The sequence below is a fragment of the Marinobacter salarius genome (assembly GCF_032922745.1).
In the GTDB taxonomy this organism is placed as follows: domain Bacteria; phylum Pseudomonadota; class Gammaproteobacteria; order Pseudomonadales; family Oleiphilaceae; genus Marinobacter.
The window spans coordinates 254,284-279,083 of the sequence record NZ_CP136693.1 but is presented as its reverse complement, the minus strand read 5'-3'; the positions used below and the strand labels follow the sequence as shown (position 1 = coordinate 279,083).

At 58.5% G+C, this 24,800-nt stretch carries 28 protein-coding genes; 11 read left to right on the top strand and 17 right to left on the bottom strand.

Annotated elements, in window-relative coordinates:
• The first annotated feature begins 8 nt into the window (after nucleotides 1-8).
• The gene (locus tag R1T46_RS01345) at nucleotides 9-920 is read left to right on the top strand and encodes a diguanylate cyclase (protein WP_036202825.1); all 912 of its coding nucleotides are present in this window, start codon (nucleotides 9-11) and stop codon (nucleotides 918-920) included.
• Nucleotides 901-3,117, top strand: coding sequence for an EAL domain-containing protein (locus tag R1T46_RS01340; protein WP_177190665.1), 2,217 nt, complete (start codon nucleotides 901-903; stop codon nucleotides 3,115-3,117). The genes R1T46_RS01345 and R1T46_RS01340 overlap by 20 nt, the downstream gene beginning before the upstream one ends.
• A 27-nt stretch (nucleotides 3,118-3,144) precedes the next feature.
• On the opposite strand, the gene R1T46_RS01335 is transcribed toward R1T46_RS01340, so the two are convergent.
• Complete coding sequence (locus R1T46_RS01335; protein WP_258955235.1) at nucleotides 3,145-4,830, bottom strand: SulP family inorganic anion transporter; 1,686 nt, start codon at nucleotides 4,828-4,830, stop codon at nucleotides 3,145-3,147.
• A gap of 218 nt (nucleotides 4,831-5,048) precedes the next feature.
• On the opposite strand from R1T46_RS01335, the gene R1T46_RS01330 reads away from it, so the two are divergent.
• The gene (locus tag R1T46_RS01330) at nucleotides 5,049-5,588 is read left to right on the top strand and encodes a cytochrome b (RefSeq protein WP_036202834.1); all 540 of its coding nucleotides are present in this window, start codon (nucleotides 5,049-5,051) and stop codon (nucleotides 5,586-5,588) included.
• A 43-nt stretch (nucleotides 5,589-5,631) separates the two neighbouring features.
• Here the strand turns inward: R1T46_RS01330 and R1T46_RS01325 are convergent, their stop codons facing one another.
• The 9 genes from R1T46_RS01325 to R1T46_RS01285 all read right to left on the bottom strand — a co-directional run bounded on the left by R1T46_RS01325 (nucleotide 5,632) and on the right by R1T46_RS01285 (nucleotide 13,007).
• Nucleotides 5,632-5,886 (bottom strand): sulfurtransferase TusA family protein, encoded by a 255-nt coding sequence (locus R1T46_RS01325; RefSeq protein ID WP_051946750.1) that lies wholly within the window; start codon nucleotides 5,884-5,886, stop codon nucleotides 5,632-5,634.
• Nucleotides 5,879-6,004, bottom strand: a complete 126-nt coding sequence (locus R1T46_RS01320; protein WP_036202841.1) for a hypothetical protein — start codon at nucleotides 6,002-6,004, stop codon at nucleotides 5,879-5,881. Before R1T46_RS01320 ends, R1T46_RS01325 begins: the two co-directional genes overlap by 8 nt.
• Nucleotides 6,001-7,173 (bottom strand): formate dehydrogenase subunit gamma, encoded by a 1,173-nt coding sequence (locus R1T46_RS01315; RefSeq protein ID WP_317307093.1) that lies wholly within the window; start codon nucleotides 7,171-7,173, stop codon nucleotides 6,001-6,003. The genes R1T46_RS01320 and R1T46_RS01315 overlap by 4 nt, the downstream gene beginning before the upstream one ends.
• Nucleotides 7,174-7,258: 85 nt before the next feature.
• On the bottom strand, nucleotides 7,259-7,867 hold the full coding sequence (gene fdh3B, locus R1T46_RS01310) for a formate dehydrogenase FDH3 subunit beta (RefSeq protein ID WP_317307092.1): 609 nt from the start codon (nucleotides 7,865-7,867) through the stop codon (nucleotides 7,259-7,261).
• Between the two features lie 15 nt (nucleotides 7,868-7,882).
• Nucleotides 7,883-10,768 (bottom strand): formate dehydrogenase subunit alpha, encoded by a 2,886-nt coding sequence (locus R1T46_RS01305; RefSeq protein WP_317307091.1) that lies wholly within the window; start codon nucleotides 10,766-10,768, stop codon nucleotides 7,883-7,885.
• An 86-nt stretch (nucleotides 10,769-10,854) separates the two neighbouring features.
• The gene (locus tag R1T46_RS01300; RefSeq protein WP_317307090.1) at nucleotides 10,855-11,043 is read right to left on the bottom strand and encodes a twin-arginine translocation signal domain-containing protein; all 189 of its coding nucleotides are present in this window, start codon (nucleotides 11,041-11,043) and stop codon (nucleotides 10,855-10,857) included.
• A 41-nt stretch (nucleotides 11,044-11,084) separates the two neighbouring features.
• Nucleotides 11,085-11,696, bottom strand: coding sequence for a molecular chaperone (locus R1T46_RS01295; protein ID WP_317307089.1), 612 nt, complete (start codon nucleotides 11,694-11,696; stop codon nucleotides 11,085-11,087).
• 109 nt (nucleotides 11,697-11,805) lie between these two features.
• Entirely contained in the window at nucleotides 11,806-12,429 is a 624-nt protein-coding gene (locus tag R1T46_RS01290) for a DUF3306 domain-containing protein (protein ID WP_317307088.1), read from the bottom strand.
• The gene (locus R1T46_RS01285) at nucleotides 12,429-13,007 is read right to left on the bottom strand and encodes a DUF3305 domain-containing protein (protein ID WP_317307087.1); all 579 of its coding nucleotides are present in this window, start codon (nucleotides 13,005-13,007) and stop codon (nucleotides 12,429-12,431) included. The genes R1T46_RS01290 and R1T46_RS01285 overlap by 1 nt, the downstream gene beginning before the upstream one ends.
• A gap of 149 nt (nucleotides 13,008-13,156) precedes the next feature.
• Here R1T46_RS01285 and R1T46_RS01280 point away from each other — a divergent pair, with 149 nt between their 5' ends.
• From R1T46_RS01280 to R1T46_RS01265, 4 genes are read left to right on the top strand one after another with little or no spacing between them, the layout of a single operon-like run.
• On the top strand, nucleotides 13,157-15,136 hold the full coding sequence (locus R1T46_RS01280; RefSeq protein ID WP_317307086.1) for a 4Fe-4S binding protein: 1,980 nt from the start codon (nucleotides 13,157-13,159) through the stop codon (nucleotides 15,134-15,136).
• A 19-nt stretch (nucleotides 15,137-15,155) separates the two neighbouring features.
• Nucleotides 15,156-16,001, top strand: a complete 846-nt coding sequence (locus R1T46_RS01275) for an Mrp/NBP35 family ATP-binding protein (protein ID WP_317307085.1) — start codon at nucleotides 15,156-15,158, stop codon at nucleotides 15,999-16,001.
• Nucleotides 15,998-16,702 carry a biotin/lipoate--protein ligase family protein gene (locus R1T46_RS01270; protein WP_041334505.1) on the top strand — a complete coding sequence of 235 codons (705 nt, stop codon included), beginning with the start codon at nucleotides 15,998-16,000 and terminating at the stop codon, nucleotides 16,700-16,702. The genes R1T46_RS01275 and R1T46_RS01270 overlap by 4 nt, the downstream gene beginning before the upstream one ends.
• Nucleotides 16,699-17,175, top strand: a complete 477-nt coding sequence (locus tag R1T46_RS01265; RefSeq protein WP_041334507.1) for a DUF6505 family protein — start codon at nucleotides 16,699-16,701, stop codon at nucleotides 17,173-17,175. Before R1T46_RS01270 ends, R1T46_RS01265 begins: the two co-directional genes overlap by 4 nt.
• On the opposite strand, the gene R1T46_RS01260 is transcribed toward R1T46_RS01265, so the two are convergent.
• The 7 genes from R1T46_RS01260 to R1T46_RS01230 form a co-directional block, all read right to left on the bottom strand.
• Nucleotides 17,176-18,438: a molybdopterin-binding protein gene (locus R1T46_RS01260; protein ID WP_317307084.1), complete on the bottom strand. Its 1,263-nt coding sequence runs from the start codon at nucleotides 18,436-18,438 to the stop codon at nucleotides 17,176-17,178.
• On the bottom strand, nucleotides 18,435-18,926 hold the full coding sequence (gene mobB, locus R1T46_RS01255) for a molybdopterin-guanine dinucleotide biosynthesis protein B (RefSeq protein ID WP_317307083.1): 492 nt from the start codon (nucleotides 18,924-18,926) through the stop codon (nucleotides 18,435-18,437). Before mobB ends, R1T46_RS01260 begins: the two co-directional genes overlap by 4 nt.
• Entirely contained in the window at nucleotides 18,923-19,510 is a 588-nt protein-coding gene (gene mobA / locus R1T46_RS01250) for a molybdenum cofactor guanylyltransferase MobA (protein WP_317307082.1), read from the bottom strand. Before mobA ends, mobB begins: the two co-directional genes overlap by 4 nt.
• Nucleotides 19,503-20,372: a formate dehydrogenase accessory sulfurtransferase FdhD gene (locus tag R1T46_RS01245; RefSeq protein ID WP_317307081.1), complete on the bottom strand. Its 870-nt coding sequence runs from the start codon at nucleotides 20,370-20,372 to the stop codon at nucleotides 19,503-19,505. The genes mobA and R1T46_RS01245 overlap by 8 nt, the downstream gene beginning before the upstream one ends.
• A gap of 65 nt (nucleotides 20,373-20,437) precedes the next feature.
• Nucleotides 20,438-21,244: a substrate-binding domain-containing protein gene (locus R1T46_RS01240; protein ID WP_317307080.1), complete on the bottom strand. Its 807-nt coding sequence runs from the start codon at nucleotides 21,242-21,244 to the stop codon at nucleotides 20,438-20,440.
• A gap of 69 nt (nucleotides 21,245-21,313) precedes the next feature.
• Entirely contained in the window at nucleotides 21,314-22,057 is a 744-nt protein-coding gene (locus R1T46_RS01235; RefSeq protein ID WP_317307079.1) for an ATP-binding cassette domain-containing protein, read from the bottom strand.
• Nucleotides 22,054-22,752, bottom strand: a complete 699-nt coding sequence (locus tag R1T46_RS01230; RefSeq protein WP_041332562.1) for an ABC transporter permease — start codon at nucleotides 22,750-22,752, stop codon at nucleotides 22,054-22,056. The genes R1T46_RS01235 and R1T46_RS01230 overlap by 4 nt, the downstream gene beginning before the upstream one ends.
• A gap of 116 nt (nucleotides 22,753-22,868) precedes the next feature.
• Between R1T46_RS01230 and R1T46_RS01225 the strand changes: the two genes are divergently transcribed.
• From R1T46_RS01225 to R1T46_RS21580, 4 genes are read left to right on the top strand one after another with little or no spacing between them, the layout of a single operon-like run.
• The gene (locus R1T46_RS01225; RefSeq protein ID WP_317307078.1) at nucleotides 22,869-23,753 is read left to right on the top strand and encodes a helix-turn-helix transcriptional regulator; all 885 of its coding nucleotides are present in this window, start codon (nucleotides 22,869-22,871) and stop codon (nucleotides 23,751-23,753) included.
• A 39-nt stretch (nucleotides 23,754-23,792) separates the two neighbouring features.
• Nucleotides 23,793-24,152 carry a putative sulfate/molybdate transporter gene (locus R1T46_RS01220; protein ID WP_317307077.1) on the top strand — a complete coding sequence of 120 codons (360 nt, stop codon included), beginning with the start codon at nucleotides 23,793-23,795 and terminating at the stop codon, nucleotides 24,150-24,152.
• Nucleotides 24,070-24,360: a putative sulfate/molybdate transporter gene (locus R1T46_RS01215; RefSeq protein WP_228301442.1), complete on the top strand. Its 291-nt coding sequence runs from the start codon at nucleotides 24,070-24,072 to the stop codon at nucleotides 24,358-24,360. Before R1T46_RS01220 ends, R1T46_RS01215 begins: the two co-directional genes overlap by 83 nt.
• Nucleotides 24,357-24,797, top strand: a complete 441-nt coding sequence (locus R1T46_RS21580) for a DUF3565 domain-containing protein (protein WP_407070156.1) — start codon at nucleotides 24,357-24,359, stop codon at nucleotides 24,795-24,797. Before R1T46_RS01215 ends, R1T46_RS21580 begins: the two co-directional genes overlap by 4 nt.
• The last annotated feature ends 3 nt before the right edge of the window (nucleotides 24,798-24,800 follow it).

Below are 24,800 nucleotides of genomic sequence, written 5' to 3'. Positions count from 1 at the left end.
GCCAGACAATGAGTAATGAAGAACAGCCAGTTGTACTTGTTGTGGAAGACAATCCCACTGGTATCGCCAGTCTTGTGGGGATACTGGGGGCGGCCTGCGAACTCGTTGTTGCCAAGACGCTGGCCGAGGCAGAGCGATGCCTTTCGCCGGACATGGACCTTGTACTTCTCGACCTCTACCTGCCCGATGGCAACGGTATTGAGTTTCTTAAACGCTTGAAGTCGGACCCGCTCTACCAGGAACTGCCGGTGATCTGTATGTCCGCTTCCGACCAGAGCAGCGATATTGAAGAGGCGTTCAGGGAAGGCGCTATTGATTATGTCCTCAAACCTTTCAACAAGATCATTCTGAGTGCCAAGGTTTCAACCTTTGTTGATTTTAAGCGAAAGACGAATTTGCTGGCCGCCCAGGCGTTGCGGGATACACTGACCGGGATCGGCAACCGACGGATGTTTGAGCAGCAGTTGGACCTGGAGTGGCGGAGGGCGCTTCGACAGGAACTTTCCCTCGGCCTTGCTCTGGTGGATATGGACCATTTCAAAAGTATTAATGATCAACATGGGCACGCCCAGGGTGATGTTTGCCTGCAACTGCTGGCGACGTCCATGGAAAAGGCGTTCGGCCGTGCGGGCGATCTGGTGGCAAGACTCGGCGGCGATGAGTTTGTAGCAATGCTGCCCGGTGCCACGCTCAACAGTACGGTTCGGGCGGCCAAACGTCTGGAGGAGGTTCTGGCAAACGAACACGAAAAGTGTCGCCGAAGCGGGCAGGATTGCCCTGGCTTTTCAGTGTCAGTCGGTTGCTACGCTGTCGTTCCTCACAAAGGGACGAATGCTTCAGAGTTGAAGGAAACAGCGGATCAGTATCTTTATGAAGCAAAGAGGGAAGGGGGGCGTAGCTGTGTCAGACCTGCTATCTAAGCTGGACCGAGACGACTCGATTGGAACGCGCCTCTTTCAGGTGAAACCCAAGATCATGGTCGTGGATGACGAACCCACCAATATACGCGTGTTGTCGGATGCACTGAAAAACGATCATGACATTATCGTGGCCACCAGTGCGAAACAGGCGTTGGGGCTTCTCGATAGGGGAGAACGTCCTCATTTATTGCTACTGGATATCATGATGCCAGACATGGATGGTCTGGAAATGTGTCGACGGCTGAAGATGCGTCAGGAACTTCAGCACATTCCGGTTATCTTCATCACGGCGCTCATTGACACAGACAGTGAGGAAAAGGGATTTGAGGTGGGGGCTGTGGATTTTATTCGTAAGCCAATCAGCATCCCCTCCGTGCGGGCAAGAGTGCGCACGCACATTTCCCTGAAAGGCATGCTCGATCATATGGTCGAGCTCAATCAAACGTTAAACGAAAGATTGCATCAGTCGGACCAGTTGAACTGGCGCTTGATGCAGGAGCAGAAACGGGGCCGTGCCGCTGACTCAACGAACCTCTATGAGCAGGCCTTCATGTCGACCTCGGAAGGTATCGCGGTGCTTGATCACGAGGGCAAAATCACCGCAGTGAACCCCTCCTACAGCCGCATTACCGGTTACTCTGAAGCCGAAGCGTTAGGTCGTTATCATGACGTTCTTGATGTGCGCGTGGATAAGCGCCATAACAGCACCAGTATCCTGGACTATCTGGGGGTACATAATCACTGGTCGGGGGAGATCTACAACCGCAGAAGGAATGGCGAGGTTTATCCGGAGCTGAGAACGATCAGCACCATAAGGGCCGAGGACGGCCAGGTGACCCACTACGTGACGGTCTTCAACGATATCACCAACCTGAAAGAAACCGAGCAGCGGCTGGAAGAGCTGACCTGGCGTGACCCCGTTACCGGGTTCCCCAACCGGGCGCTTTTCCTGGACCAGCTGAGTACCGTGCTGAAGTTGTGTCATCACGGTGGCATGGCCACTGCGGTGATCGTTGTTGATATCAACAACTTCCGATATGTAAACGAGACCTTTGGTTTCGACTGCGGTGATATTGTCATTCAGACATTTGCCGAGAGGCTCAGGAATGCCTGCCATGAAGACGACTCCATCGCTCGTCTGTCGGGCGATGAGTTTGGAATCGTGCTGGCACCAAAGCAGTGGACGTTGGATGAAGCCTATCGGATAGCCCTGCAGGTGTTCGAGCGTATTCAGGAGTCTCTACGGGAACCCGTGCCTTATCGCTCGGAAGGGGTGTTGACGATAGAGGCAACCGGTGGCATTGCGCTGTACCCAACAGAAAGCTCCGACATGCCATCCCTGGCTTTACGCCATGCCGAAACGGCGCACCGAAATGCGAAGGACTCGAACCGGGCTGTTGCGGTGTTTGAAGATTCCATGAGCGAGAATATCCGGCGGCAGATGGCGGTGGAGTCGGAACTGGCCCGAGCGATTACCGAGAACGAAATTGCAATGTATGCTCAATCTCAGCATAGCCCGGACCGGAAACTGGCGGGCATCGAACTTCTGGTTCGCTGGGATCATCCGGAAAGAGGGTTGTTGGGGCCCGGCGAATTTATTCCTTTTGCCGAGCGAACCCGGCAAATTGTCGCCCTGGAGCGCCATATCGTTCGCGTGTGCCTGGGAATGTTGGCTCAGATGAGAGCAGATTCGCGAAAGCTCCGCTGCTCAATCAATATTTCCGCCAAGCACATGGCGGAAGAGGATTTTGCTGAGGCGATCCTCGGGTTGGTTGCAGACTCGGGTTACCCGCCCGCGCTGATTACGTTCGAGCTGACGGAAAGCGTGATGGTGAAAGATGTGGACGCCGTTGTCGAAAAGATGGAGAAGATACGGAACTTTGGCTGCACGTTCTCGCTGGACGATTTCGGAACAGGTTATTCCTCGCTTTCCCAATTGCGCCGATTGCCCATATCGGAAATCAAGATTGACCGGTCGTTTGTGCTTTCGGCGCTAAACGATTCCACGTCCGCCGATATCGTCGATATGGTGAAACGTATAGGTGAATCCATGAATGTTCGAGTTGTGGCGGAGGGAGTGGAAACGCAAGAACATGCTGATTTCCTGAAAACCCACCATCCGGGGGTGTATTTACAGGGGTACTTCTTTGGGCGCCCGGCACCGTTGTGGACCTTTTTCGTCGAGAAGTCGCACTGAACGCTGCGTCTGAGATGGCCCCGGCTTTTACGTCAATGCCTCAATCGCTTTCGCGTCGGTCGCGAAAATATTCTCCTCTTTGATCAGTTGGGCCAGCCCTGTCCTTGAGAGGGCCTCCCTCAACGGAAGTTTTGGGCCGGACAGGTAGAGGGCAATGCCTCTTGCATCCAGAAATGACCAGATGTCCTGCAGGGTATCCAGGCCAGTAGAGTCGACCTGATTCAGGGAGGATGCAGAAATCAGCACGGTTCTCAGATCCGGGGCGGCATCCACGCGCTTGCGGATGGAGCGCTCCAGAACCGGTGCCGTCAGGTAAGTGAGTGAGGCGTCCATACGTACCCCGAGAACCCCCTCGGCAATGGGCGGCAGCTGGTAAAGATGTCGGTCACGAAACCCACCTGACTCATGAACCCCCAGTTCAATGATTCGCGGCACGGCATGATGATGAAGGAAGGCGAGCAAAGACGCCGCTATGCCCGCCAGAATTCCCCAGTACAGGTTTGGCACGGTGACCAGTGTCACCACCAGGGTGACGAGAGCTACCATGCCATCCTTGGGGTTTTCACGGCTCAATCGGGTAAGCGAGCGGACATCAATCAGCCGGGTGACGGGCACAATGATGATGGCGGCGAGGATCGCGGTCGGCAGGTGATACAGGAGCTCGGTAAACCCGAAAAGAGAGATCAGCACGAGCAGTGAGGCGATCAGGGACGCCCTCGCGGTTTTCGCGCCACTGTAGGCGTTCAGCGCCGTGCGGGAGAACGAACCGCTGACAGGAAAGGCACCGCTGAAGCCGCTGGCCATTTTGGCCAGACCCTGACCGATTAACTCCTGATTCCGGTCCCACGGTTCTCCTGTTATTCGCGACATGGTGCGGCAACTGGACATCGCTTCGGTAAAGCTGATCAGTGCAATGATCGCAGCGGGCAGCAGAAGCGCCAGGTGCTGGTCAACGGAGAGTGTCAGAGGCAATGAAGGCTGGGGAAGTCCGCTTCCGACCGGACCGATGACCGAGCCGCCAAGCTCTCCAAATCCCAGCAGATAACTGCCGGCGATGCCAATCAGTGTAACGACCATCACCGCAGGCAGGCGCGCGGTCAATTTTCCGAGTAGCAGCAGCGCTGCCACGCCACCGAGGCCGAACCCGGCGGTTGCGACCAGCCGCCAGGGGGCGTGTTGCCATTCCTGCCAGAGAGTGGATAGCCAGTTTTCGCCGGCGCCTGTATCGAAGCCCAGTAGGGCAGGGATCTGTGAAACGATAATGATGACGGCAGCCGCATTCACGAATCCCTGAACGACAGCGTTCGAGATCAGGTTGGCAAGAATGCCCATGCGGAACGCGCCCATAAGAAACTGCATGAGCCCGGAATAGAGGGCGAGCCATATGGCCATCACCACCCATTCCGGGGACCCCGCTTCGGCCAACGGTTGCAGCGCCGCGAAGGTCAGCAGGCTGGTTAATGCCACAGGCCCGACCGCAAGCAGTGACGATGAACCGAACAATGCCCCAACAATGCCCGGCAGCAGTGCCGCGTAGAGACCGGTAACGGGCGGCATCCCCGCGAGTTGGGCGTATGCCAGGGCCTGGGGGATCAGTACCAACCCGACCGTGATGCCGGCAATGGCGTCCGCCCGGTTCTGCCGTCTCGTGGGTCTGGCCCATGTCAGGAAGGGGAAGAGCCTGACGATCAGTTTACTTGAGGATGCCCGCATAACAATTCCAATTGGCAACGTGTCGGTGTAACGCACGTATCCGGTCCGGCTCTCCATTTAAGGGGCTTTGATAACCGTATAGCACATTACCAGCATCGGGATAGAGAAAGTAGAATTCGACTCAATGATCTATGCTGTCATTAGGCTGCATGGCACCGCCTCTGGCCTCTGCTGGCCTCTGGAGAGTGCACGAATAAATTCGCTGATGGAGAAGGCGTATGCAACAGATCCAGAAATACCCCGCGGGCTGGCGGGTACTGCATTGGGTAATGGCGCTGATGGTCCTGACGTTGATACCCGTCGGGCTCTGGATGGCGTCGCGTGCGGAAGCTGATATCTGGGGGGCGCTGACGAATACCTTGTACAGTGGGCACAAAGCCATAGGTTTTACCGTGCTCCTACTGATGATCCTGCGGATCGTGGTTAAGATACGGGTAAAAAGCCCACCCTATCCCGAGAGCATGCCCCGCACATTGCAGATTGCAGCCAAGAGCATGCACCACCTGATCTACGTCATGTTGGTGGTTACGCCTTTGTTTGGCTGGGCCGGTGTGACGGCGTATCCGGCTTTGGGCATCGTGGGCGATGTCAGACTGCCCGCCATGCCTTTTGTGCCGGAGGACAAGGAATTGGCTGGGAGCTTGTTTGCGATACACGGGTGGCTAGCCATAACGCTAGGTGTTCTGGTCGCAGGCCATATCGCGGCGGCCTTTCGCCATATGCTCCGTGGGGATGGTATTTTCCGCCGAATGGTTTGAGTAGGCATGCGAGGACCGCAGCCGGCCTGTTCCGGTGCGATCGCTAAGCCAGACAGATGCGGTACCGAAGCACCCCGGCATCCTCCTCACGGACCCATTCAATCCGGTGCCCGGTCAGCTCGCACAGCACCTGTAAATCCCGACGACCGCTGGGATCATCGGCCAGGAAGTCAACCTGCGTGCCGCTGGGAAGGCCCTGGGTGCGCTTCTTAAAACGCAGAACGGGCAGTGGGCATACCAAACCGATGGCATCGATCTGGTAAACCTCTGTTTCATGCATCTGGGACTGTTCAGTCAAGCCGCACATTCTCACTGCTGGTTTGCGTGGCGGAGGACCACCCGAACTGGTCAAGAACGGGCGGGGCGGCAAAGGCAATCACCAGCGCCGCGACAAATGCCGAAATCATAACCTTCACGATGACCCTCCTTTGCCCTGCTTGGCTTCAACCTCTGCCACCCACAGGTCGTGGTGCTGTCGCGCCCACTCCACATCAACCTGCCCGTTACCCATGGCATCGAACGCGCCTTCCATACCAACCGAGCCAATATAGATGTGGGCGATAATGGCGAGCATCATCACGAACGCGACAATCGAATGCCAGAGGTTGGCGTACTGCATCTCTTCGTGGGGCGCCAGATCGGTTGGGAAGCTGGTTCCCAGAACACTGTTCAGGATGCCGAAGGTATCGGCAAACATGGGCATCTGAAACGGGAACAGCAGCGACAGACCGGAAAGAGAGACGGAAACACCCAGCACCATCACGGTCCAGAAAACGATTTTCTGGCCTGCGTTGAACTTCTTCGCGGAAGGGTGGCTCTTGGTAAAGATGCCACCGCCGGCTTTGAGCCATTGCCAGTCCAGCTTGTTGGGGATGTTGTGGGCCACCCACATGACGAACGTCATCACCAGGCCGAACATGAACGCCCATGCAACGTTGTTGTGGATCCACTTGGAGCCGGCAGCCAGGGTGGCAAAGGCGTCTGGCCCCATGACCGGGATCAGGAAGCTTCGCCCCATCAGGGTGATCAGCCCCGTCAGGCCTAAGGCGATAAACGAGCCTGCCAACAGCCAATGGCCGAACCGTTCGACGGCTTTGAACCGCTCAATCGTGGTGCCCGCAGGGCCGCCATCAATCTTGATTCGGCCCCGAACAAAGTAGAAAATCACCAACAGTAGGATAATGCCAAGCAGGGCGCCGCCGCCGTAGTTGATGACGGGGCCCTCCCTCAATTGATACCAGCCTATGCCTCCGTTCTGGATCAGAACATCGGCGGCCGGATTGCGGACCTGGGTTTCGATGTTGATGTTGTCGTATCGAACGCCACGCCAGGCATCAGCATCGGAGCGCCCACCAAGGGTACCCAGTGGCTCGCTGATCGGTGCCGCATTGGCGGGATCACCCGTGTTGTCTGACCGGAACTGCTCGTCAATTTTCAGCTTTTCCTGACGAGCCATGATGTCTTCGAGGGTTTGAGCGCCCCCGGTAGACTTCCGGTCAACCTCCGTGGTTTCTTGCGCCCACACGGGGTTGAGGCATAATGTCGCCAGCACAAAGACGGCGGCACCGACTAGTTTACCGTTCATGAAAGCACTCCAGCGGAAAGAACAAAAAGAATTCGTGGCCTCAATGAATGCCGGGGCACTAAGGCCCCGGAAACATCCAGTGGGCTTACGCGCCCTTCTTCTCGTAGGCTGTGCCCCATCCCCAGGCGCCGGAACCAAAACCACGGTTCACCACACGCTGGCGATAGATGTCCGCCACCTCGTTGCCGTCACCGGCCAGCAAGGCTTTGGTCGAGCACATTTCCGCACAAAGTGGCAGTTTGCCCTCGGCAATACGATTGCGTCCGTACTTGGAGAACTCGGCTGTGGAATTGTCCTCCTCAGGACCGCCTGCACAGAAGGTGCATTTGTCCATCTTGCCACGGCTGCCAAAGTTGCCCGCCTGGGGGAACTGGGGCGCGCCGAAAGGGCAGGCGTAAAAACAATACCCACAACCGATGCAAAGGTCCTTGGAGTGCAACACTATGCCATCTTCTGTCTGGTAGAAGCAGTCCACGGGGCAGACGGCCATACAAGGCGCGTCTGAACAGTGCATGCATGCTACCGAGATGGAGCGCTCGCCGGGTTTGCCATCTTCGATGGTGACTACGCGGCGACGGTTGATGCCCCAGGGAACTTCATTCTCGTTCTTACAGGCCGTTACGCAGGCATTGCATTCGATGCAGCGTTCGGCATCGCAAAGAAATTTCGCGCGTGCTTTTCCTTCAAGTGCCATGGTCTACACCTCTCATTATGCCGGCATAATCGAACACAGGGTGCACTTGGTCTCTTGCATCTGCGTGACCGAGTCATACCCGTATGTTTGAACTGTGTTGGTGGATTCACCCAATACGTAGGGGTCGGAGCCTTTCGGATACTTGTCCCTCAGATCCTTGCCCTCCAGGTGTCCGCCGAAGTGGAACGGCATGAAGGCTACGCCCTCGCCGACCCGTTCGGTCACCATGGCCTTGACTTTGATGCGTGCACCTTCCGGGCCGGACACCCAGACATCCTTGCCGTCACGAATGTTCATGTTGTTCGCATCACGCGGATTCACTTCAATGAACATGTCCTGCTGCAATTCCGCCAGCCACGGGTTGGACCGGGTCTCGTCACCACCACCTTCATACTCAACCAATCGGCCTGAGGTCAGAATGATGGGGAAGTCCTTGCTGAAGTCCTTCTTCTGGATGGACTCGTACAGGGTCGGGACACGCCAGAAGGTCTTGTCCTCGTAGGTCGGATAGTCCTCCACCAGGTCTCGGCGGTTGGTATAGAGGGGTTCGCGATGAAGCGGCACGGGGTCCGGGAAGTTCCAGACGATGGCGCGGGCCTTGGCGTTACCAAAGGGCGCGCACTCGTGTTTGATCGCCACACGCTGGATGCCGCCAGACAGGTCGGTTTTCCAGTTGGTTTCGGGGCCGGCAACAGCATCAATGCTGGCACGCTCTTCGGCCGTCAGATCGCCATCCCAGCCCAGGTCCATCAGCATCTGCATGGTGAACTCCGGATACCCGTCCTTGATCTCGGAGTTCTTCGAGTAAACGCCGTCCGCCAGCAGATTTTCGCCGTTGCGTTCGACGCCAAAGCGGGCGCGGAAGGTCAGGCCGCCTTTGGAAACCGGCAGCGACATGTCGTACAGGTTGGCAGTTCCCGGATGGTTCATCTCCGGTGTGCCCCAGGAAGGCCATGGCAGGCCGTAATAATCACCATCACAAGGTCCACCGACTGCACGCAGCGTGGTTTTGTCAAAGTGGTGCTGATACTTCATGTGCTTCTTGAGACGTTCAGGGGACTGGCCGGTGTAGCCAATGGTCCACATACCACGGTTGAATTCGCGGGTGATGTCCTCAATCGACGGCTCATCGCCATTGATGGCGATGTTGCGGAACATGCGATCGGTGAAACCGAACTTGTCCGCAAACAGCTTCATGATTTCGTGGTCGACCTTGGAGTCGAACAGCGGCTCAACGACCTTTTCACGCCACTGGAGCGATCGGTTGGAAGCGGTGACCGAGCCCGATGTCTCGAACTGCGTGGTCGCAGGCAACAGGTAAGCGCCTTCCTTACGGTCGTGCAGCACTGCAGACACGGTGGGGAAGGGGTCCACAACGACCAGCAGGTCGAGCTTTTCCATGGCTTCCTTCATTTCCAGCATCCGGGTCTGCGAGTTGGGCGCGTGGCCCCACAGCACCATGGCCCGGGTGTTGTCGGGCTGCTCCAGGTTTTCCTTGGCTTCCAGAACGCCGTCAATCCAGCGTGAAACGGGAATGCCTTTCTCGTTCATCATGGCTCTGGATTTGCCGTCCTTGTCCCAAACGGCAAAACGCCCCTTGAGCCAATCCAGGTCCTCTTCCCAGACTCTGGCCCAATGGGCCCAGGAGCCAGCGGCCAGGCCATAGTACCCGGGCAAGGTGTCGGCCAGTACGCCCAGGTCTGTGGCGCCCTGAACATTGTCGTGGCCGCGGAAGATGTTAGTGCCACCGCCGGCAACGCCCATGTTGCCCAGCGCCAGTTGCAGCACGCAGTAGGCGCGGGTGTTGTTGTTGCCATTGGTGTGCTGGGTTCCCCCCATACACCAGATGACTGTGCCAGGGCGGTTATTCGCCAGGGTGCGGGCAACGCGCTCAAGCTGTGCTCCCGGTACACCGGTTACACGCTCGACTTCCTCAGGGTTCCATTTCTTTACTTCCTGGCGGATGTCGTCCATGCCGTACACCCGGGTACGGATGAACTCCTTGTCCTCCCAGCTGTTCTCAAAGATGTGCCACAACAGGCCCCAGACCAGCGCGACGTCCGAACCAGGACGAAACCGCACATACTCATCCGCATGGGCGGCAGTGCGTGTGAAACGCGGGTCACAGACGATCAGCGGTGCGTTGTTCTCTTCCTTGGCTTTCAGAAGGTGCAGCAGCGACACCGGGTGCGCCTCCGCGGGGTTACCACCGATCAGGAAGATGGCTTGCGAATTGTGGATGTCATTATACGAATTGGTCATCGCGCCGTAGCCCCAGGTGTTGGCTACGCCGGCAACCGTGGTCGAATGGCAGATCCGGGCCTGGTGATCGACGTTGTTGGTGCCCCAGTAGGCAGCAAACTTGCGGAACAGGTAAGACTGCTCGTTACTGAATTTTGCGCTGCCCAGCCAGTAGACCGAATCCGGACCACTTTCCTCGCGGATTTGCAGCATCTTGTCGCCGATCTCGTTGATCGCTTCGTCCCAGGAGATTTTCTGCCACTGGCCGCCGACCATTTTCATCGGGTGCTTGAGGCGACGTTCGCCATGGGCACTCTCCCGTACGGAAGCCCCTTTGGCACAATGCGCACCAAGGTTAAAGGGGCTGTCCCAACCCGGCTCCTGCCCGATCCAGGTGCCATTCTGGACTTCCGCCATCACCGTGCAGCCAACCGAGCAGTGGGTACACACGGACTTTTTGCGAACAACTTCCCCACCTCCCGTCGACGGGGTTGCGGCCTCAACGCGGCCAGACGTCAGTGACAAAGCTGCCAGACCGCCCACTGTGACACCGGAGGCGGCCAGAAAACCACGACGATCCATGGTCTTGGCAGCGAGGGATGAAAGTAAAGAACCAGCACGGGGGCCTTTCGCTACCCCGTTGGTTTTCTTTCTTAACATGTCAATTACCTCTCTCTTTTTATTCTCGTTTTACGGAGGTGTGGCCATTCAAGAGCCTTTCGCAACCTTGAATGACGCACGCTTCCTTAAAAGCGAGCCGATTCGAAGTACTTACGTGTGTGTTCAGTGTCACGCAGACCGCGGCTTTTCGGGGCCTCTTTCACCGCCCCGGCTGCGGCATTGGGCGAGACTGCCAGCGCAACGGCCGCAGGAGCTGCGGCTGCTGCCACCTTCAGGAAACGGCGGCGGCTGTTTTCACGTTTCGGGTTGTCCATTGGACACCTCCACCTGAGTTAAGGGACCGGGCAGGTCCCAGTTATTGAATGGCAAACGCATCGGCCTCAACGGCCATGAAAGCCCGGCCCAGCGAGCCCACAGGCGCGTAGAAAACCGCGCTTTGCGCTTCTTCCAGATCGGCAAAGAACAGTTCCGCCCACTTTGCCAGGTGTGCGTCGAAAAAGGCTTTCTGAGAAGGTTGGTCACTGTCACACAGAAACTCGCCCGCAATAATGCCGGCCATGATTTCGCACAGCGTACCCATGTGATCTTCGGGTTCTTTAACGTTGTCTCTAGCCTTGATGCCCCTGGCCATCAGATCGCTACGCAGATCCGCAAGGGGCTTCTCGTTGAGAAAGCCGGTCAGGTAATAACTGGTGTAGGGCAGTAATTCACCGCGACCGATGCCAACGAAAAGGTTGTTGAACTCCCGCTCGGCATCATTGGGCGAGGTGCGTTGGGCAAGGGCAGCGAGGTTTCTGGAGGCGGATCCAATCGGAGTGTCGTCACCCTCTAAGGTTACCAGCCCCCGGAGCAGCTCACTTGAAGGTGGGCCGCCCAGCAGGACACCCAGCAACCGATACATTTGGGCACGCGCTCGATCTTCGTCACTGATCGAGCGAGGGCACTGAACTTCTGCAGCGTTGGCCAAGACGTCTCTCTCTCTCTATTGTCTCTTGTTTATTGTTGTCTAATTTTTAATCACCGATCTACTGTATATAGTTCCGATTTGTGTCGGGCGCAACTACGGTTTCTAACACTCATGAATCCTCAAAACGCATTCGCGGGCGGTAGTGCGGCGTCGGTTTCTCTCCGGTTTCGGTGACCACTGATTGAGAGTGACGATCAGTATCTGATGGCGCCTCATCGATGTCGGAAACGGGGGTTTCGCGCAGTCCTGCAGGTTCCGGAGGCACTACGGTTGTCGGAGCCTCGGCCAGCTTTGCGGTGCGCCCCCCCACCGGGTTATTAACCGGCTCATCAACCTTTGCGGTTCGGTCGATTAGCCCTTGTCCCACCTTGTAGAGGGTCTTTACTGCCCCGGTCGCAGCAGCGTTCGTGAAATCCTCATCGTAGTCATTGAGCCCGTCCAGCACGGCAAGTACAGGGTTGGATTTCCAAAGAGACCGCAGGGCCCTGCGGCGCAGCAGCTCGGGGATTTCTTTTCGCATGAACCCGGTAATATCGGTACCCAGCTCGATGGCATCGGGATCGGGTAAGCCGTACTTCTCCAATACGTCGTGCTCGGACAACGTCTCATTAATAGAGAGCTCCTGCTCTTCATGTGACGGTTCGGACTCGACTGATGGGGGCGGGGCCAGCTCAGTCTTTTTGCCGGTTTCTGTTTTCTTGCGCGACCAACGTTGCAGGCGTGACTCATCCATCACTGAATCCTCGGTTTTTTGATGTTGGCGGGTGCGCGAAAGACGTCGCTCTCCTGACGGATACGCGGATCGCCTTTGGCGTCTTCGATACCGTCAACGTGGACACTGTCACGGCGCCGTTTCTTGAAGGGCACTTCGATGTAGTGCATATCGACAAATTCTTTGATCCAGGCCGCCAGAGACTCGGGAATGGGCACGGGCTCGACGATACTTTCACCACTGTCCTGTGCATCCAATGCCTCATGGGCACTGGCAGTAATGGAGCTGATGACCCACCCTGAGGGAGAGCGACCAGTCTGGTCCTTATCCATGACAATCCAGACGGAGGGAACGGCCATATTCAGGGATACAAGGTAGCCTTCCACGTCGGCACGAAAGAGTTCCATGGTCACCGAGCCTGCGTGGTAATCCACCTCATCGCCTTCCTGGACCAGTTCTTTCCAGAACGCCTCCGGGGCACCCGGTATGACCGCCACCGGCTTCCAGACATACCGCGCCCACTGGGTCACGCCAGGAGACTGGCGAACGACGGCACCGACTTGTAACGCGCGTTTCCAATGATCTGTGCGACTGCTCATGGCTGCTCTCTTTTGTTATTCCTTCAAGCTAGCAGGAGGTCAAAAAATATCCAACTTTCCGATTGTCTAAAAACAAACCGCTGTGTCATGCTCGAAGAGCTATAGTGATTCGTATACGTATAACAACAACGAAAAGAGTCAGATTCCTGATGACGGCACCCAAGACCTTACTGCTATGCAGTTGCGATAAAACACAGTCCTTTGATCCAGAGGCGCTGCGCAAGGCCGCAGCCGCCGAGCAGGTCATCGCGGTGGATCAACTGTGCGGCCATGACATGAAGACGGCCGCTGAGCATCTGGGTGGTGATGCAGACGTACTCATTGCCTGTGGCCAGCAGGCTGCCCTGTTCGAGCGTCTGGGCGAGGATGTTCAGGCCGAAACCGGGCATTCCGCACCGCTGGGCACCATCGACATCCGGGACCGGGCAGGTTGGGGGGCCGCGAGTGCAAACCCTAAACGCCTGCGCGCCAAACAAGCGGCCCTGGTTGCTGCGGCCCAACTCCCGGCTCCGATAGCGCCTGCAAAAACGATCCGCTCCAGCGGAGTGTGCTGTATCGTCGGCCCTACTGAGCAGGCCATAAGGATGGCCGAGCTGGTGCAGGACGAGCTGGGGGTTACCTGTATTGTCAATGACGCCGGTCCCATACAGCTACCCTCTGCCGCCTACGACGTGGCGAAGGGCCGGCTGACGTCAGCCTATGGCGCGCTGGGCCATTTCAGGATGGAGTTTGCCCAGTTGCAAACCCTGAATCCCGCCGGCCGTGGTGCACTGGGTTATGGCGAGGTACAAGCCACCGCTCACAGCGAGTGCGATGTGTTTATCGACCTCCGTGGTGGCGCTCCGGCCTTTCCCAGTTATCAGAAGCGCAACGGTTATTTCTGGGCCGACCCCGCCAAAACCGGGGAATTGGAGCGTATTGCCCTGACGGCCCGGGAGCGGGTCGGTGAGTTCGAGAAAACCGTTTACTTCAGGTTGGAGGATTCCCTGTGCGCCCACTCCCGGGCCAACAAAACCGGCTGTACCCGCTGCCTGGACGTCTGTCCCACCGAGGCCATTTTTTCGTTTGGCGACCACGTGCAAATTGATTCGGATATCTGTGCCGGCTGTGGCTCCTGCGCGGCTGTTTGCCCGACCTCAGCCATCACTATGACCGAAAGCCCTTTCGAAGCCCTGACCAAAGCCGTGGAGGTGATGGCCAGGGTTTATCGTGAACATACCGAAGAATCTCCACGCCTTGTGTTTCATACCCTGAACGCCGGTGGTGAGGCCATGGCGCACCTGGCACGGTACGGCGATGGGCTGGCGGACGATCTGATTCCGATGGGGCTCGAGCATATCGATCGTATTGGCCATGCCGAGATCTTGGCCGCATTGGGCGCCGGCTATGCGGAAGTCCTGCTGCTGGCGGATAACGAGACTGACCGCCAGGCCGTTGCCGCGGAAGTGGAGCTGGCTCAGGCCATGGTGAGCGGTGCCCACCATTCGCCCAGCCGGATTCGAGTGGTTGCAGCTAACGAGCTCAGTGTTGAAGGGGACAATGCGGGGCGTGTCAGCGAGCCCGTATTACTGGTCGGCGGCCGCCGTGACATTACACGGGTGACCGTCAGTGCGATGGCAAACGGTGTTGAAGCGCCGATTCCGCTGCCACAGGGCGCGCCCTATGGCGCTATCGAAATCGATTCCGATAAATGCACGCTCTGTCTGGCCTGTGTGTCTCTGTGTCCAACTGGCGCCCTCGGCGACCATCCGGACCGGCCGGAGGTTCAGTTCACGGAAAATGCCTGTGTTCAGTGCGGCGTGTGCGAAAGCACCTGCCCCGAGACTGCCATCAACCTGAAGCCGCAACTGGATCTGTCCAAGGGTGCGCTAAGTGCCCGGGCACTGCACGGCGAGGAGCCTTTCGAATGCATCAAGTGTGGAAGGCCCTTCGGTGTTGCCAGCACCATCAACCGGATCGTTGAAAAACTGGAAAACCAGCACTGGATGTACAAAAACGCTGATAACGTCCAACTCATAAAGATGTGTGACGACTGTCGGGTGAAATCTCAGTTCCACGGGGAAAGCGCGCCCCTGGCAGGGGGGGAGCGCCCCAGGGTTCGCACCAGAGACGACTACCTGGACAGCTAAAACAAAAACAGGACGCGACATGGTTGAATACACCGAAGTAGGAAAACCGAACCTGATTGGTACCGACGCCCCCCGGCCTCAGGACAAGAACCCGAAAGGCGTTGACCGCATCATCGCTATTGCCTCCGGTAAAGGGGGCGTTGGCAAGTCGACAGTGGCCTCCAACCTGGCGGTTGCACTGGCCTCGAAAGGTCTGAAAGTGGGCCTGTTGGACGCCGACGTGTACGGTCCCAGCCAGCCCCGCATGATGGGTGTTTCAGGCCGGCCTTCCAGCCCCGACGGAAATACCATACTGCCGCTGCGCAATCACGGGGTGACCCTGATGTCCCTGGGCCTGATGGCCTCCGATGATGAGGCCATTGTCTGGCGCGGGCCCATGTTGATGGGCGCCCTGCAACAGATGATGAACCAGGTGGACTGGGGCCGGCTGGATGTCCTGCTGGTGGATCTGCCCCCAGGCACCGGTGATGTCCAGATGACCCTGAGCCAGAAATTCTTTGTCGCCGGGGCGGTAGTGGTCTCGACCCCCCAGGACATCGCGTTAATGGATGCGCGCAAAGGCATCGATATGTTCAAACGGATGGACGTGCCCCTGTTCGGACTGATTGAAAACATGGCCTCCTTTATCTGCGATGGTTGCGGCAAAGAGCACCATCCTTTTGGGCACGGCGGCGCCAGGGCGGAGGCTGAAAAATTGGGCGCGCCCTTCCTGGGCGAGATTCCGCTGGATCTGGATATCCGTGTTGGTTCGGATGGCGGTGTACCGATTGTAGTGTCAAAGCCGGATAGCCCTCAGTCGCGGGCCTTCCAGCGCATCGCCGATGAACTTATCGCCTCTGACGTGTACGCCGAGGCCATGCGATGAGTGTGTCACCGCGGTTACCGCCGCTGTTTACGGGGGAATGGGTGCCAAACCAGACGGATCCGTTTGATAAGGCCGTCAGCCGCGCCATCGCCGGGGTCGATTCCGGCACGATTTTCTATTCCGACGCGGTGGACGTCTTGCGCGCGGCCCTGGTGCTGGCGCCGGAAACCCCACTGGAAGAAGCTGTTCAGGCGGTCTACGTGGCCCAGATAGGCCTGGCTGAAAGCCTGGGCGCACTGGCCCCGCCCGAGGTGCCGGTGTACTTCCAATGGCCCGATCGTATCAAGGTCAATGGCGCGGTGTGCGGCGGTGTCCGCTTTGCCGCGGATGTGTCAGACCCCAGCGCCCATCCGAACTGGCTGGTGGTTGGCATCGATGTGCCTTTCTTGCCAGTGGGCGGCGAGCCGGGCGAGACGCCGAACCAGACCTGTCTGCATGAGGAAGGCTGTGTTGAGATCACGCCCATGGCGCTTCTGGAAAGCTGGTCCAAACACACATTGCTGTGGCTGACTTACTTCATGGACAGTGGCTTCGAGCGTATACACAATGAGTGGCGGCCACGCTGTGACACCCTGGGCAAAATGATCGACCTGCCAAAGCCCGGGCTCTTTGTGGGCCTGGATGAAAAGGGCCGAATGCTGTTGCGCCAGGATGTCATGACTGAAACAGTGAGTTTGATCGAATTCGCGGAGCACGTATGAAACTGGCCCGAATCCTGCGACTGGATGTATCCGATGACAATGTATTTGATGTGCCGGCTCCCAGCGGTGAATGGGCGATATCCGGCGGGTTTGAGTTCTCCAACTGGACCGAGGCGGACCTGAAGGGGAAGGCCCGGCAGGCCTTCAGCAATGGTTGGTACAGCATCGAGTCAGGCGGTCGCGCCACTTTTGTGGGCGTGTGCGACATCACCGACGCGGAATTGGAACAGTTACGTCAGGTTCTGGCGCAGACGTTTGTTGAGTGTTACGGCGCACCGGGTATCGATGCGGCCTATCCGGTCGCCTGCGAAGAAATCGACCAGATGCGCAGCATGTGCGAGGACTTCGAGGACAACACGCTTTTGATGGTCAGCCGCACGCTCACCGAACTGGGTGTTGAGGAGACCTATCGCTCCCGGGCCCCGCAGGATGCCTCGCTGGAGGCCTTTGCCGTCCATGGCAGCGTTGACTGATTACAGTCCGAAACTGCCATAAGGGATAAACCGCACCGGCGTGCCCGGTTCTATCTGTCGGGCGCTTTCATCGAGCTCCACCAAACCCTCGGACCAGGCCAGGCCGGTTACACGTCCAGAGCCCTCAGAACCGAACACCTCAACCTGCCCGTCCCTAATGCGGGCCCGCAACATCTCGCTGCGCCCCGGTTTCTTGTTTTTGGAGAAACCAGCGGGCATGAGATAGCCCTGAGGTTCGAACCAGGTTCCGCCTGCCAGCAATGCCATCGCTGGCGCGCCAAAACGCAGTGCGCAGACCCAGGCGGCGACCGGGTTTCCTGGCAGACCCACCACAGGTGTTCCCCTGAACATGGCCAGCGCCAGTGGGCGGCCCGGTTTGATCGCAATACGCCAGTTACTGATGTCGCCGTGTGCTTTCAGCGTTTTAGACACGTGATCCTCGTCGCCGGCAGACACACCACCGCTGGTCAGGATCAGATCGCATTGTTCCGCGCCGCGCTCCAAGGCCGCTTTGACTTCATCGGCACGATCGAGTGCATGGCCCAGGTCCACCAACTCATAGCCGAGCTGCGTCACCAGGGCGCTCAGCATCGGCCGGTTGGCGTCATAGATCTGCCAATCGGTGACCGCTGAGCCGACGGGCTTTACTTCATCGCCCGTGGATAAAACGCCGACGCGCAGCTGCTGATAGACATCCACTGATTCGATGCCGACACTGGCAAGTACTGAAATCTGGGTTGGGGTCAGACGGGTTCCAGCATTAAGAATCCTGTCCTGTGCCTTGATATCCTCGCCGGCTTTGCGGGCATTGGCGCCCGCTTTCAACGTACCGTTTAGATGCAGGTGACCATCGATGACCTCGCAGTCTTCTTCGAGGACCACGGTATCCGCGCCGGCCGGAATCACCGCGCCGGTCAGAATCCGGATGGCGTGGCCCGCAGGCACATTGCCCGTATACGGTTCCCCGGCGGCACTGCGGCCATTAATCAGGGGCAGGGTGCAGGGCACGTCCGTCAACGGCCCTGCGAAGGCATAGCCATCGACCGCGGAATTGTTGCTCGGAGGGTGGGCGCGAGGTGCTTGGACGTCGTTCGCCAGAATCCGACCGTTGACCTGCGACAGCGGAACGGCGTGTTCCACCCCCACCACCGAATGTAAACGCGAGTGCAATCGTTCCAGCGCCTCTTCCACCGGCGTCCAGTTCACGCCCGGGGGTAGGGCGAAACAATCGTTACGAAGTGGCGTCGTTGCTTTCCCGTTCATGATTTCCCTGGGCTCAGAATAAAGTCAGCGATGGCGGGTATGTTGTTTACATCGAACACAGGGCCCGGGAAATCCGCCACATAGTCGGCCACCAGGGCGATGATGCTGGCGTCCTCCGGGTACAGGGGCGCACGCTCGGACTCACGCCGGTGCACTTCAATCTTGGGATGTGCGTGGGTTTTAAAGCCCTCGACCACCACCCAGTCGCAGGGGCCCAGCCGCGCCAGCAATTCATCCAGCGTTGGCTCTTCAGCGCCGCGCAACTCGTGCATGATGGCAAAGCGCTGCCCGCCCGCCAGGATGACCTCACGTGCCCCGGCATCGCGGTGCTTGTAGCTGTCGGTGCCGGGCTGGTCGACATCTACCCCATGATGGGCGTGCTTGATCGAGTTAACCGTTAACCCCCTGCGGGACAGCTCGCGAATCAGGGCCGCTGCCAGCGTGGTTTTTCCGCTGTTCTTCCAGCCCACAATGCCGATGACATTCACTTCAGGTGCTTCTCCGCCCAGGCCAGGTCTTCCGGTGTATTGATGTTAAAAAAGTCGTCCTCGGCAAACACCACCAGCGTTTCTCCCTGGGCTTGTGTCCACTGGCGGATTTTGCGCACGCCGTCGTGCAGGGCGGCTCGCAGATCATGCCGCAACGCGACCGGCCAACGGCCAAAGGTCGGCTGGGGCAGGCGGCCGCGTTCCGGGTCTGGCGTCGCTGCCAAAGCCACCGGGGTGTCATGCCCGGCCAACCGTGCAGCCAGATCCAGGGGAAACGATGGGGTGTCCGCCGCAACGCTGATTACCCACTCGTGCCCCTGTTCGGCTGCCCAATCCATGCCGGCCAGAACCCCCGCCAGCGGGCCGGGAAAATCGCCGATGGAATCGGCTACCACCGGCAACCCCAGATCCTCAAACCGGCTCAGGTCGCCATTGGCGTTCAACACTACGGCATCCACCTGTGGCGTGATTCGATCAATAACCCGCTGGATCAGCGACTGATTACCCAGCATCAATCGTCCCTTGTCACCGCCGCCCATCCGGTTGGCCCGGCCGCCCGCCAGAATGACCGCGCACTCAGTCATGCCCGGCCCCTTTTCGACGGTGTTTTTTGTCCTCATCAGGAACCTGTGACAAGTCCTGATCGAACACCAGACGGTGCTGGCCGCTGAGGCAGGTAAACTTTTTACCGCGCATCCGACCGATCAGGGTCAATCCGACCTGCCGTGCAATATCGACGCCCCAGGCGGTAAAACCGGACCGGCTGATCAGGGTCGGGATCCCCATCAGGGACGTTTTGATGACCATTTCGGAGGTCAGTCGGCCTGTGGTGTAGAGGACTTTGTCGGCGGCGGTGATTCCGTTCAGGTACATCCATCCTGCGATCTTGTCCACCGCGTTGTGGCGTCCGACATCCTCCATGTACGCCAGAATCTGGCGGTCCTGACACAGAACCGTGCCGTGAATGGCACCGGTTTCCATGTACAGGCTTGGGGTATGGTTGATCTGGTAGGAGAGATCGTAAAACGTGCTGGTGTGCACCGGTGTGTCCGGTAGCGACAACCCGTCAAGCCCTGCCATCATGTCACCAAATACCGTGCCCACGGCGCAGCCGGACGTGCGGGTTTTCTTTTCCAGTTTGTCCTCGACATCGGTAACACCTGCGGTTCGGACCACTGCGACGTCCAGCTCTTCGTCGAAGTCAATCCTGGTGACCTGATCGGTTTCTTTCAGCATGCCCTGATTCAGGAGAAAACCGAGGGCCAGATACTCCGGGTGATCGCCAATGGTCATGGCGGTGACGATTTCCTGGCTGTTCAGATAGATCGTCAGGGGGCGCTCTTCGATCACGCTGATGGACTTTGATTGACCGTTTTCATCAACGCCCTCGACGGCGCGGGACAGACGAGGGTCTTTGGGATCGGGCAGTGTCGGATTAATGGTCATTGTTGTTATAGCTCTTCCAGGAACGCCACGGATTTGAATATCGATGCACGTCCCCAGAGATTAGCCTATTTGGCATTCGGGAAAAACAGCTGTTGTCCGTCCACCTCGAAGTCCGCGATCGCTTGCTGGCCATCCCCGGAAATCAGCCAGTTATGCCATTGTTTCGCCAGATCGTGTTTAAGGTGCGGGTGCTTCTCTTCGGAGATCAGCAAGCTACCATACTGGTTGAACAGCACTTCGTCGCCGGCAAAAAGCAGCGTCAGGTTCTGGCGGTTGCCAAACGCCACCCAGGTGGCGCGGTCCGACATCACGTACGCATCCATGGCCGCAGCGGTGTTGAGCGTTGGCCCCATGCCGCTACCGAGTTCGCGGTACCAGTCGCCGTCGGGTCTGACGCCGGCGTTCTCCCAGAGGCGCAGCTCGGCGCGGTTGGTGCCGCTGTCATCGCCGCGTGAGGTGAAGGGTGCCTTGGCATGGGCAATCGCCGCGAAGGCCTCGGCGGCACTTTGTGCTTTCCCGATATTCGCCGGATCGTTCGCAGGGCCAATCAACACGAAATCGTTGTACATGACATCGGCCCGCTCGCTGGCGAAGCCGTTTTCAACAAAGCGTTTTTCCCCGGCGGTATCGTGTACCAGGAGGCTGTCGGCGTCGCCGCGGCGGGCGATTTCAAACGCCTGACCGGTGCCCACCGCCACCACCCGCACGTCGATGCCGGCGGCCTCTTCGAACTGCGGTAAAATGGCGTCGAACAGCCCCGAATTCTGGGTTGAAGTCGTTGAGGCCAGGGTGATGTAGTCATCGGCATAAGCGCCGAGCGCCACGCTCATGCCGGTGACACTTGCGAGTACAAGGATTAATGCCTTTTTCATCTTGCTGTCTCCTTTTGCGTGTTTCGAACGTCCAATGAGTAACGCGTCGGCAAAACCGTCAGAGCCGAACTATTCCACCAGTTCTCCGGCAATAAACGCTTGCCCCTCCCGCGAGACGGGGCTATTGAAAAAGGTTTCGGCAGAGGTGTGTTCACACACTTTCCCGCCAGAGAGAAACAACACATCCCCGGCAAGGCGCCTCGCCTGATGCAGATCGTGAGTGGTCATGACGATGCGCGTTCCCCGCTGATGAAACTCGCGTACCGCGGCTTCCACGCCTTTAATCGCCGCCGGGTCGAGTGCGGAGGTAGGTTCATCCAGAAACAGTACCTGGGGAGCAAGTACCCAGGCACGGGCCAGTGCCAGGCGCTGCTGCTCGCCGCCGGAGAGTACGCGCGCGGACGTGTTTGCGCACGGGGTCAGCCCAAAATGCTCAAGCGCCTCACAAGCGATCTTTGTACGTGTCTTGCGGGGGACATTATTCACCGCTAACGCGTGAACGAGATTCGCCAAGGCTGAGCGGCGCAACAGTACCGGTTGCTGGAACACCATCGCCTGACGGGGGCGTCTCTCAATTGACCAGGCCACCCGTCCCTGAGTCGGTGGGAGCAAACCGTGAGCCAGCCGCAACAGAAGACTCTTGCCCGCCCCGTTAGGCCCCATCACCAGGGTGGGGCCGGTGCCGTCCAGGGTGAATGAGCAGGGGCCCAGCAGTGCCTTACCCTGCTGGCTGAAGGCTACGCCATCAAAACGCAGCGTTGGTGGCGGAAGGAGGGCAGCCGAAGCAAGGAGTGGAACGTTAAATGAAGTCATCCTATCCGCCTTCTGGTCAGTTCACCTACCAAAAAGGCACCTGCGTTGATCAGCATGACCAGCGTCAGCAGCACGATTCCCAGCCCCAGCGCCAAGGGCAGGTTGCCCTTGCCGGTTTCCAGCACAATGGCGGTGGTCATGACCCGCGTGACCCCATCAATATTGCCGCCCACCATCATCACCGCGCCCACTTCGGCGCTGGCGCGGCCAAAGCCGGCGAGCAGAACAGTCAATAGCGCAAAACGGGCATCCCACAGCAGGGTGGGCATCATGCGTGAGCGGGACATACCCAGTGACATAAACTGCTCGCGGTATTCACCCAGAAGCTCTTCCACCTTCTGGCGCGAGAGCGCGGCCAGAATCGGTAACACCAGTACCACCTGGGCAATGACCATGGCCCCGGGTGTAAACAGGAACCCCCACTCACCCAGCGGGCCGGCTCGCGAGAGCAGTAAATAGACGGCGAGCCCAGCCACCACCGGCGGCAATCCCATCAGGGCATTGAGCACGACAATCATGACGCTGCGCCCGGGGAAGCGCCACAGTGCCACCGCCGCCCCGAGGGGAAACCCCAGCACAGCCGCGATCAGTACCGCCAGAAGCGACACCTGCAGCGAAAGCGCTACGATCTGAAAGAGCGAAGCGTCGAGGTTTAGCAGTAGCGACAGCGCTACGTAAAACGCATTATTTTCCACAGCTGCGTCTCCTTGTTATTGAGCATCGTGGAGTTTCTGACTACGCTTTGCACAGCCTGTTGAAAAATATGCAGCTAAAAACAGTTTAGTGCTTTTCCAGGCGGTAGGAGAGATCAATGACGCTTCCCGCTTACCTCACCACGGCCGAAGCTGCCGAGTATCTGCGCCTGAAAGAGCGCAAAGTCTATGATCTGGTCAGCCAGGGCGTCATTCCCTGTGTGCGGGTGACCGGAAAGCTGTTGTTTCCACGCCAGCGTATTGATCTGTGGTTGATGAACCATCTTGAGGGCGACGACGCCGTCAGTTCGCCGACCCCGCCGGTCCTGGCAGGCAGCCAGGATCCATTGTTGGAGTGGGCGGTGAAAGAGAGCGGCGCCGAACTGGCGCTGCTGTGCCAGGGGAGTGGTGATGGCGTACAACGGTTGATCGCCGGTCGCGCAATGCTCGCGGGAATGCATATCTGGCATGCTGACAGCCGGGACTACAATGATCCTGTCACGTTGGGGCTGAGCGGCATGCGTGACCTGGTGCTGATTCGCTGGGCGAAGCGCCAGCAGGGGCTCCTGTTAGCCGCCGATAACCCTCACCGACTCGCCCGTTTGGAGGATATCGCTCGCCCGGGCATACGTCTCGCGCATCGCCAGCCTGATGCCGGCGTTAGCCATTTACTGCAGAGCTTGCTTGCTCGACACCGCATAGATGCCGAACACCTCACGTGGGCAACACATCCGTCGCTTAGCGAAGACGATCTCGCCTTGGCCATTCGACAGGGCGAATCGGATGTTGGCGTGGGAATCGAAGCGGCGGCGCGGCGCCAGGGGCTCGCTTTTATATCTCTGCAGCAGGAGCATTTTGATCTGGCTATGCGCCGGCGCCACTATTTTGATCCGGCCATGCAGAGGCTGCTGGCGTTTGCCGGTAGCGAGCGCTTCGTCCAGCGCGCCGAGGCGTTGGGCGGTTACGACATCACCGAGTTGGGGCATGTCGTATATAACGCGTGAGAGTTGCCAATAAAAACTGGCCAAGAATCAGGAGCGCGCATGCCCTTAAACCCGAAAGATTCTGTGAAGGAGGTCAGCGGGGCGCTGGGTGATATCGGTACCCTGCTGCCACTGAGTCTGGGGGCAATTGGCGTGGCAGGGTTGCCACCGATACCCGTACTGCTGGGGTTTGCCGCGTTCTACATTGCAACGGGGTTGTACTATCGGCTGCCGATGCCGGTACAACCCATGAGAGCGGTTGCTGCGTTGTTGCTGACCACCGAGGTGACGTCCCAGAGCCTGGTCGCCAGCGGTGTGCTGGCAGCAGGCGATGTCCATGCTGGTGTTCCCTCAACTGGCGCTTACGATCACCAATGCCATCGTACTGACCGCCTTGGTGGTTGGGGATTACTTCGGTGAGCAATCTCATCGCGTGTCGCCAGCCCGACTGTCGGTGACGACGGGCTTGGCGAACCTGTTTCTCGTTCCGCTCGGCGCCCTGCCCATGTGTCATGGCGCCGGAGGCGTGGCCGCGCACCATCGTTTCGGTGCCGGAACCGGCATGGCTCCCATTGTGCTGGGAACCGCTTTGCTCATGGTTGCTTTCCTGCCGGGGGGCTATCATTGATCGCTGCCATTCCGGTGGTGGGTCTCGGGGCCTTGTTGTTGGTAGCGGCTGTAGAGCTCGCCATGTCCAGGCGTCTCTGGGCCGCGAAGCCGTCTTGCTGGCCGGTTATCGCGACAACCGCACTGGTGACCGTCTGGGCCGACCCCTTGTTCGGGCTTCTGGCGGGTGTGGTTGCGGAAACAGTTCGGGCGGCTTGGGTGCGAGGAAACAGGGTAGGATCGGAACTTATGAAACAACCCATCACTGGCTATCACAAAGACAAGGAAAACCACTGGGTCGCTCAGTTGGCATGCGGCCATAATCAGCATGTGCGTCATTCGCCGCCTTGGGTGAACCGCCCTTGGGTCACTTCGGCGGTAGGTAGAGAGTCGATGCTGGGGCTTGAGCTTGACTGCACGAAATGTGAAGAAGGTGCGCTGCCGGATGATCAACCGTGATCA

What these genes read in the sequence shown, in the direction of transcription:
- R1T46_RS01335 (WP_258955235.1), bottom strand. Translation starts at nt 4,830, where the DNA reads ATGCGGGCATCCTCAAGTAAACTGATCGTCAGGCTCTTCCCCTTCCTG.
- R1T46_RS01305 (WP_317307091.1), bottom strand. Translation starts at nt 10,768, where the DNA reads ATGTTAAGAAAGAAAACCAACGGGGTAGCGAAAGGCCCCCGTGCTGGT.
- R1T46_RS01275 (WP_317307085.1), top strand. Translation starts at nt 15,156, where the DNA reads ATGGTTGAATACACCGAAGTAGGAAAACCGAACCTGATTGGTACCGAC.
- R1T46_RS01300 (WP_317307090.1), bottom strand. Translation starts at nt 11,043, where the DNA reads ATGGACAACCCGAAACGTGAAAACAGCCGCCGCCGTTTCCTGAAGGTG.
- R1T46_RS01245 (WP_317307081.1), bottom strand. Translation starts at nt 20,372, where the DNA reads ATGACCATTAATCCGACACTGCCCGATCCCAAAGACCCTCGTCTGTCC.
- R1T46_RS01270 (WP_041334505.1), top strand. Translation starts at nt 15,998, where the DNA reads ATGAGTGTGTCACCGCGGTTACCGCCGCTGTTTACGGGGGAATGGGTG.
- R1T46_RS01280 (WP_317307086.1), top strand. Translation starts at nt 13,157, where the DNA reads ATGACGGCACCCAAGACCTTACTGCTATGCAGTTGCGATAAAACACAG.
- fdh3B (WP_317307092.1), bottom strand. Translation starts at nt 7,867, where the DNA reads ATGGCACTTGAAGGAAAAGCACGCGCGAAATTTCTTTGCGATGCCGAA.
- R1T46_RS01265 (WP_041334507.1), top strand. Translation starts at nt 16,699, where the DNA reads ATGAAACTGGCCCGAATCCTGCGACTGGATGTATCCGATGACAATGTA.
- R1T46_RS01330 (WP_036202834.1), top strand. Translation starts at nt 5,049, where the DNA reads ATGCAACAGATCCAGAAATACCCCGCGGGCTGGCGGGTACTGCATTGG.
- R1T46_RS01235 (WP_317307079.1), bottom strand. Translation starts at nt 22,057, where the DNA reads ATGACTTCATTTAACGTTCCACTCCTTGCTTCGGCTGCCCTCCTTCCG.
- R1T46_RS01345 (WP_036202825.1), top strand. Translation starts at nt 9, where the DNA reads ATGAGTAATGAAGAACAGCCAGTTGTACTTGTTGTGGAAGACAATCCC.
- R1T46_RS01315 (WP_317307093.1), bottom strand. Translation starts at nt 7,173, where the DNA reads ATGAACGGTAAACTAGTCGGTGCCGCCGTCTTTGTGCTGGCGACATTA.
- R1T46_RS01260 (WP_317307084.1), bottom strand. Translation starts at nt 18,438, where the DNA reads ATGAACGGGAAAGCAACGACGCCACTTCGTAACGATTGTTTCGCCCTA.
- R1T46_RS01285 (WP_317307087.1), bottom strand. Translation starts at nt 13,007, where the DNA reads ATGAGCAGTCGCACAGATCATTGGAAACGCGCGTTACAAGTCGGTGCC.
- R1T46_RS01220 (WP_317307077.1), top strand. Translation starts at nt 23,793, where the DNA reads ATGCCCTTAAACCCGAAAGATTCTGTGAAGGAGGTCAGCGGGGCGCTG.
- R1T46_RS01215 (WP_228301442.1), top strand. Translation starts at nt 24,070, where the DNA reads ATGCTGGTGTTCCCTCAACTGGCGCTTACGATCACCAATGCCATCGTA.
- R1T46_RS01225 (WP_317307078.1), top strand. Translation starts at nt 22,869, where the DNA reads ATGACGCTTCCCGCTTACCTCACCACGGCCGAAGCTGCCGAGTATCTG.
- mobA (WP_317307082.1), bottom strand. Translation starts at nt 19,510, where the DNA reads ATGACTGAGTGCGCGGTCATTCTGGCGGGCGGCCGGGCCAACCGGATG.
- R1T46_RS01240 (WP_317307080.1), bottom strand. Translation starts at nt 21,244, where the DNA reads ATGAAAAAGGCATTAATCCTTGTACTCGCAAGTGTCACCGGCATGAGC.
- R1T46_RS01290 (WP_317307088.1), bottom strand. Translation starts at nt 12,429, where the DNA reads ATGGATGAGTCACGCCTGCAACGTTGGTCGCGCAAGAAAACAGAAACC.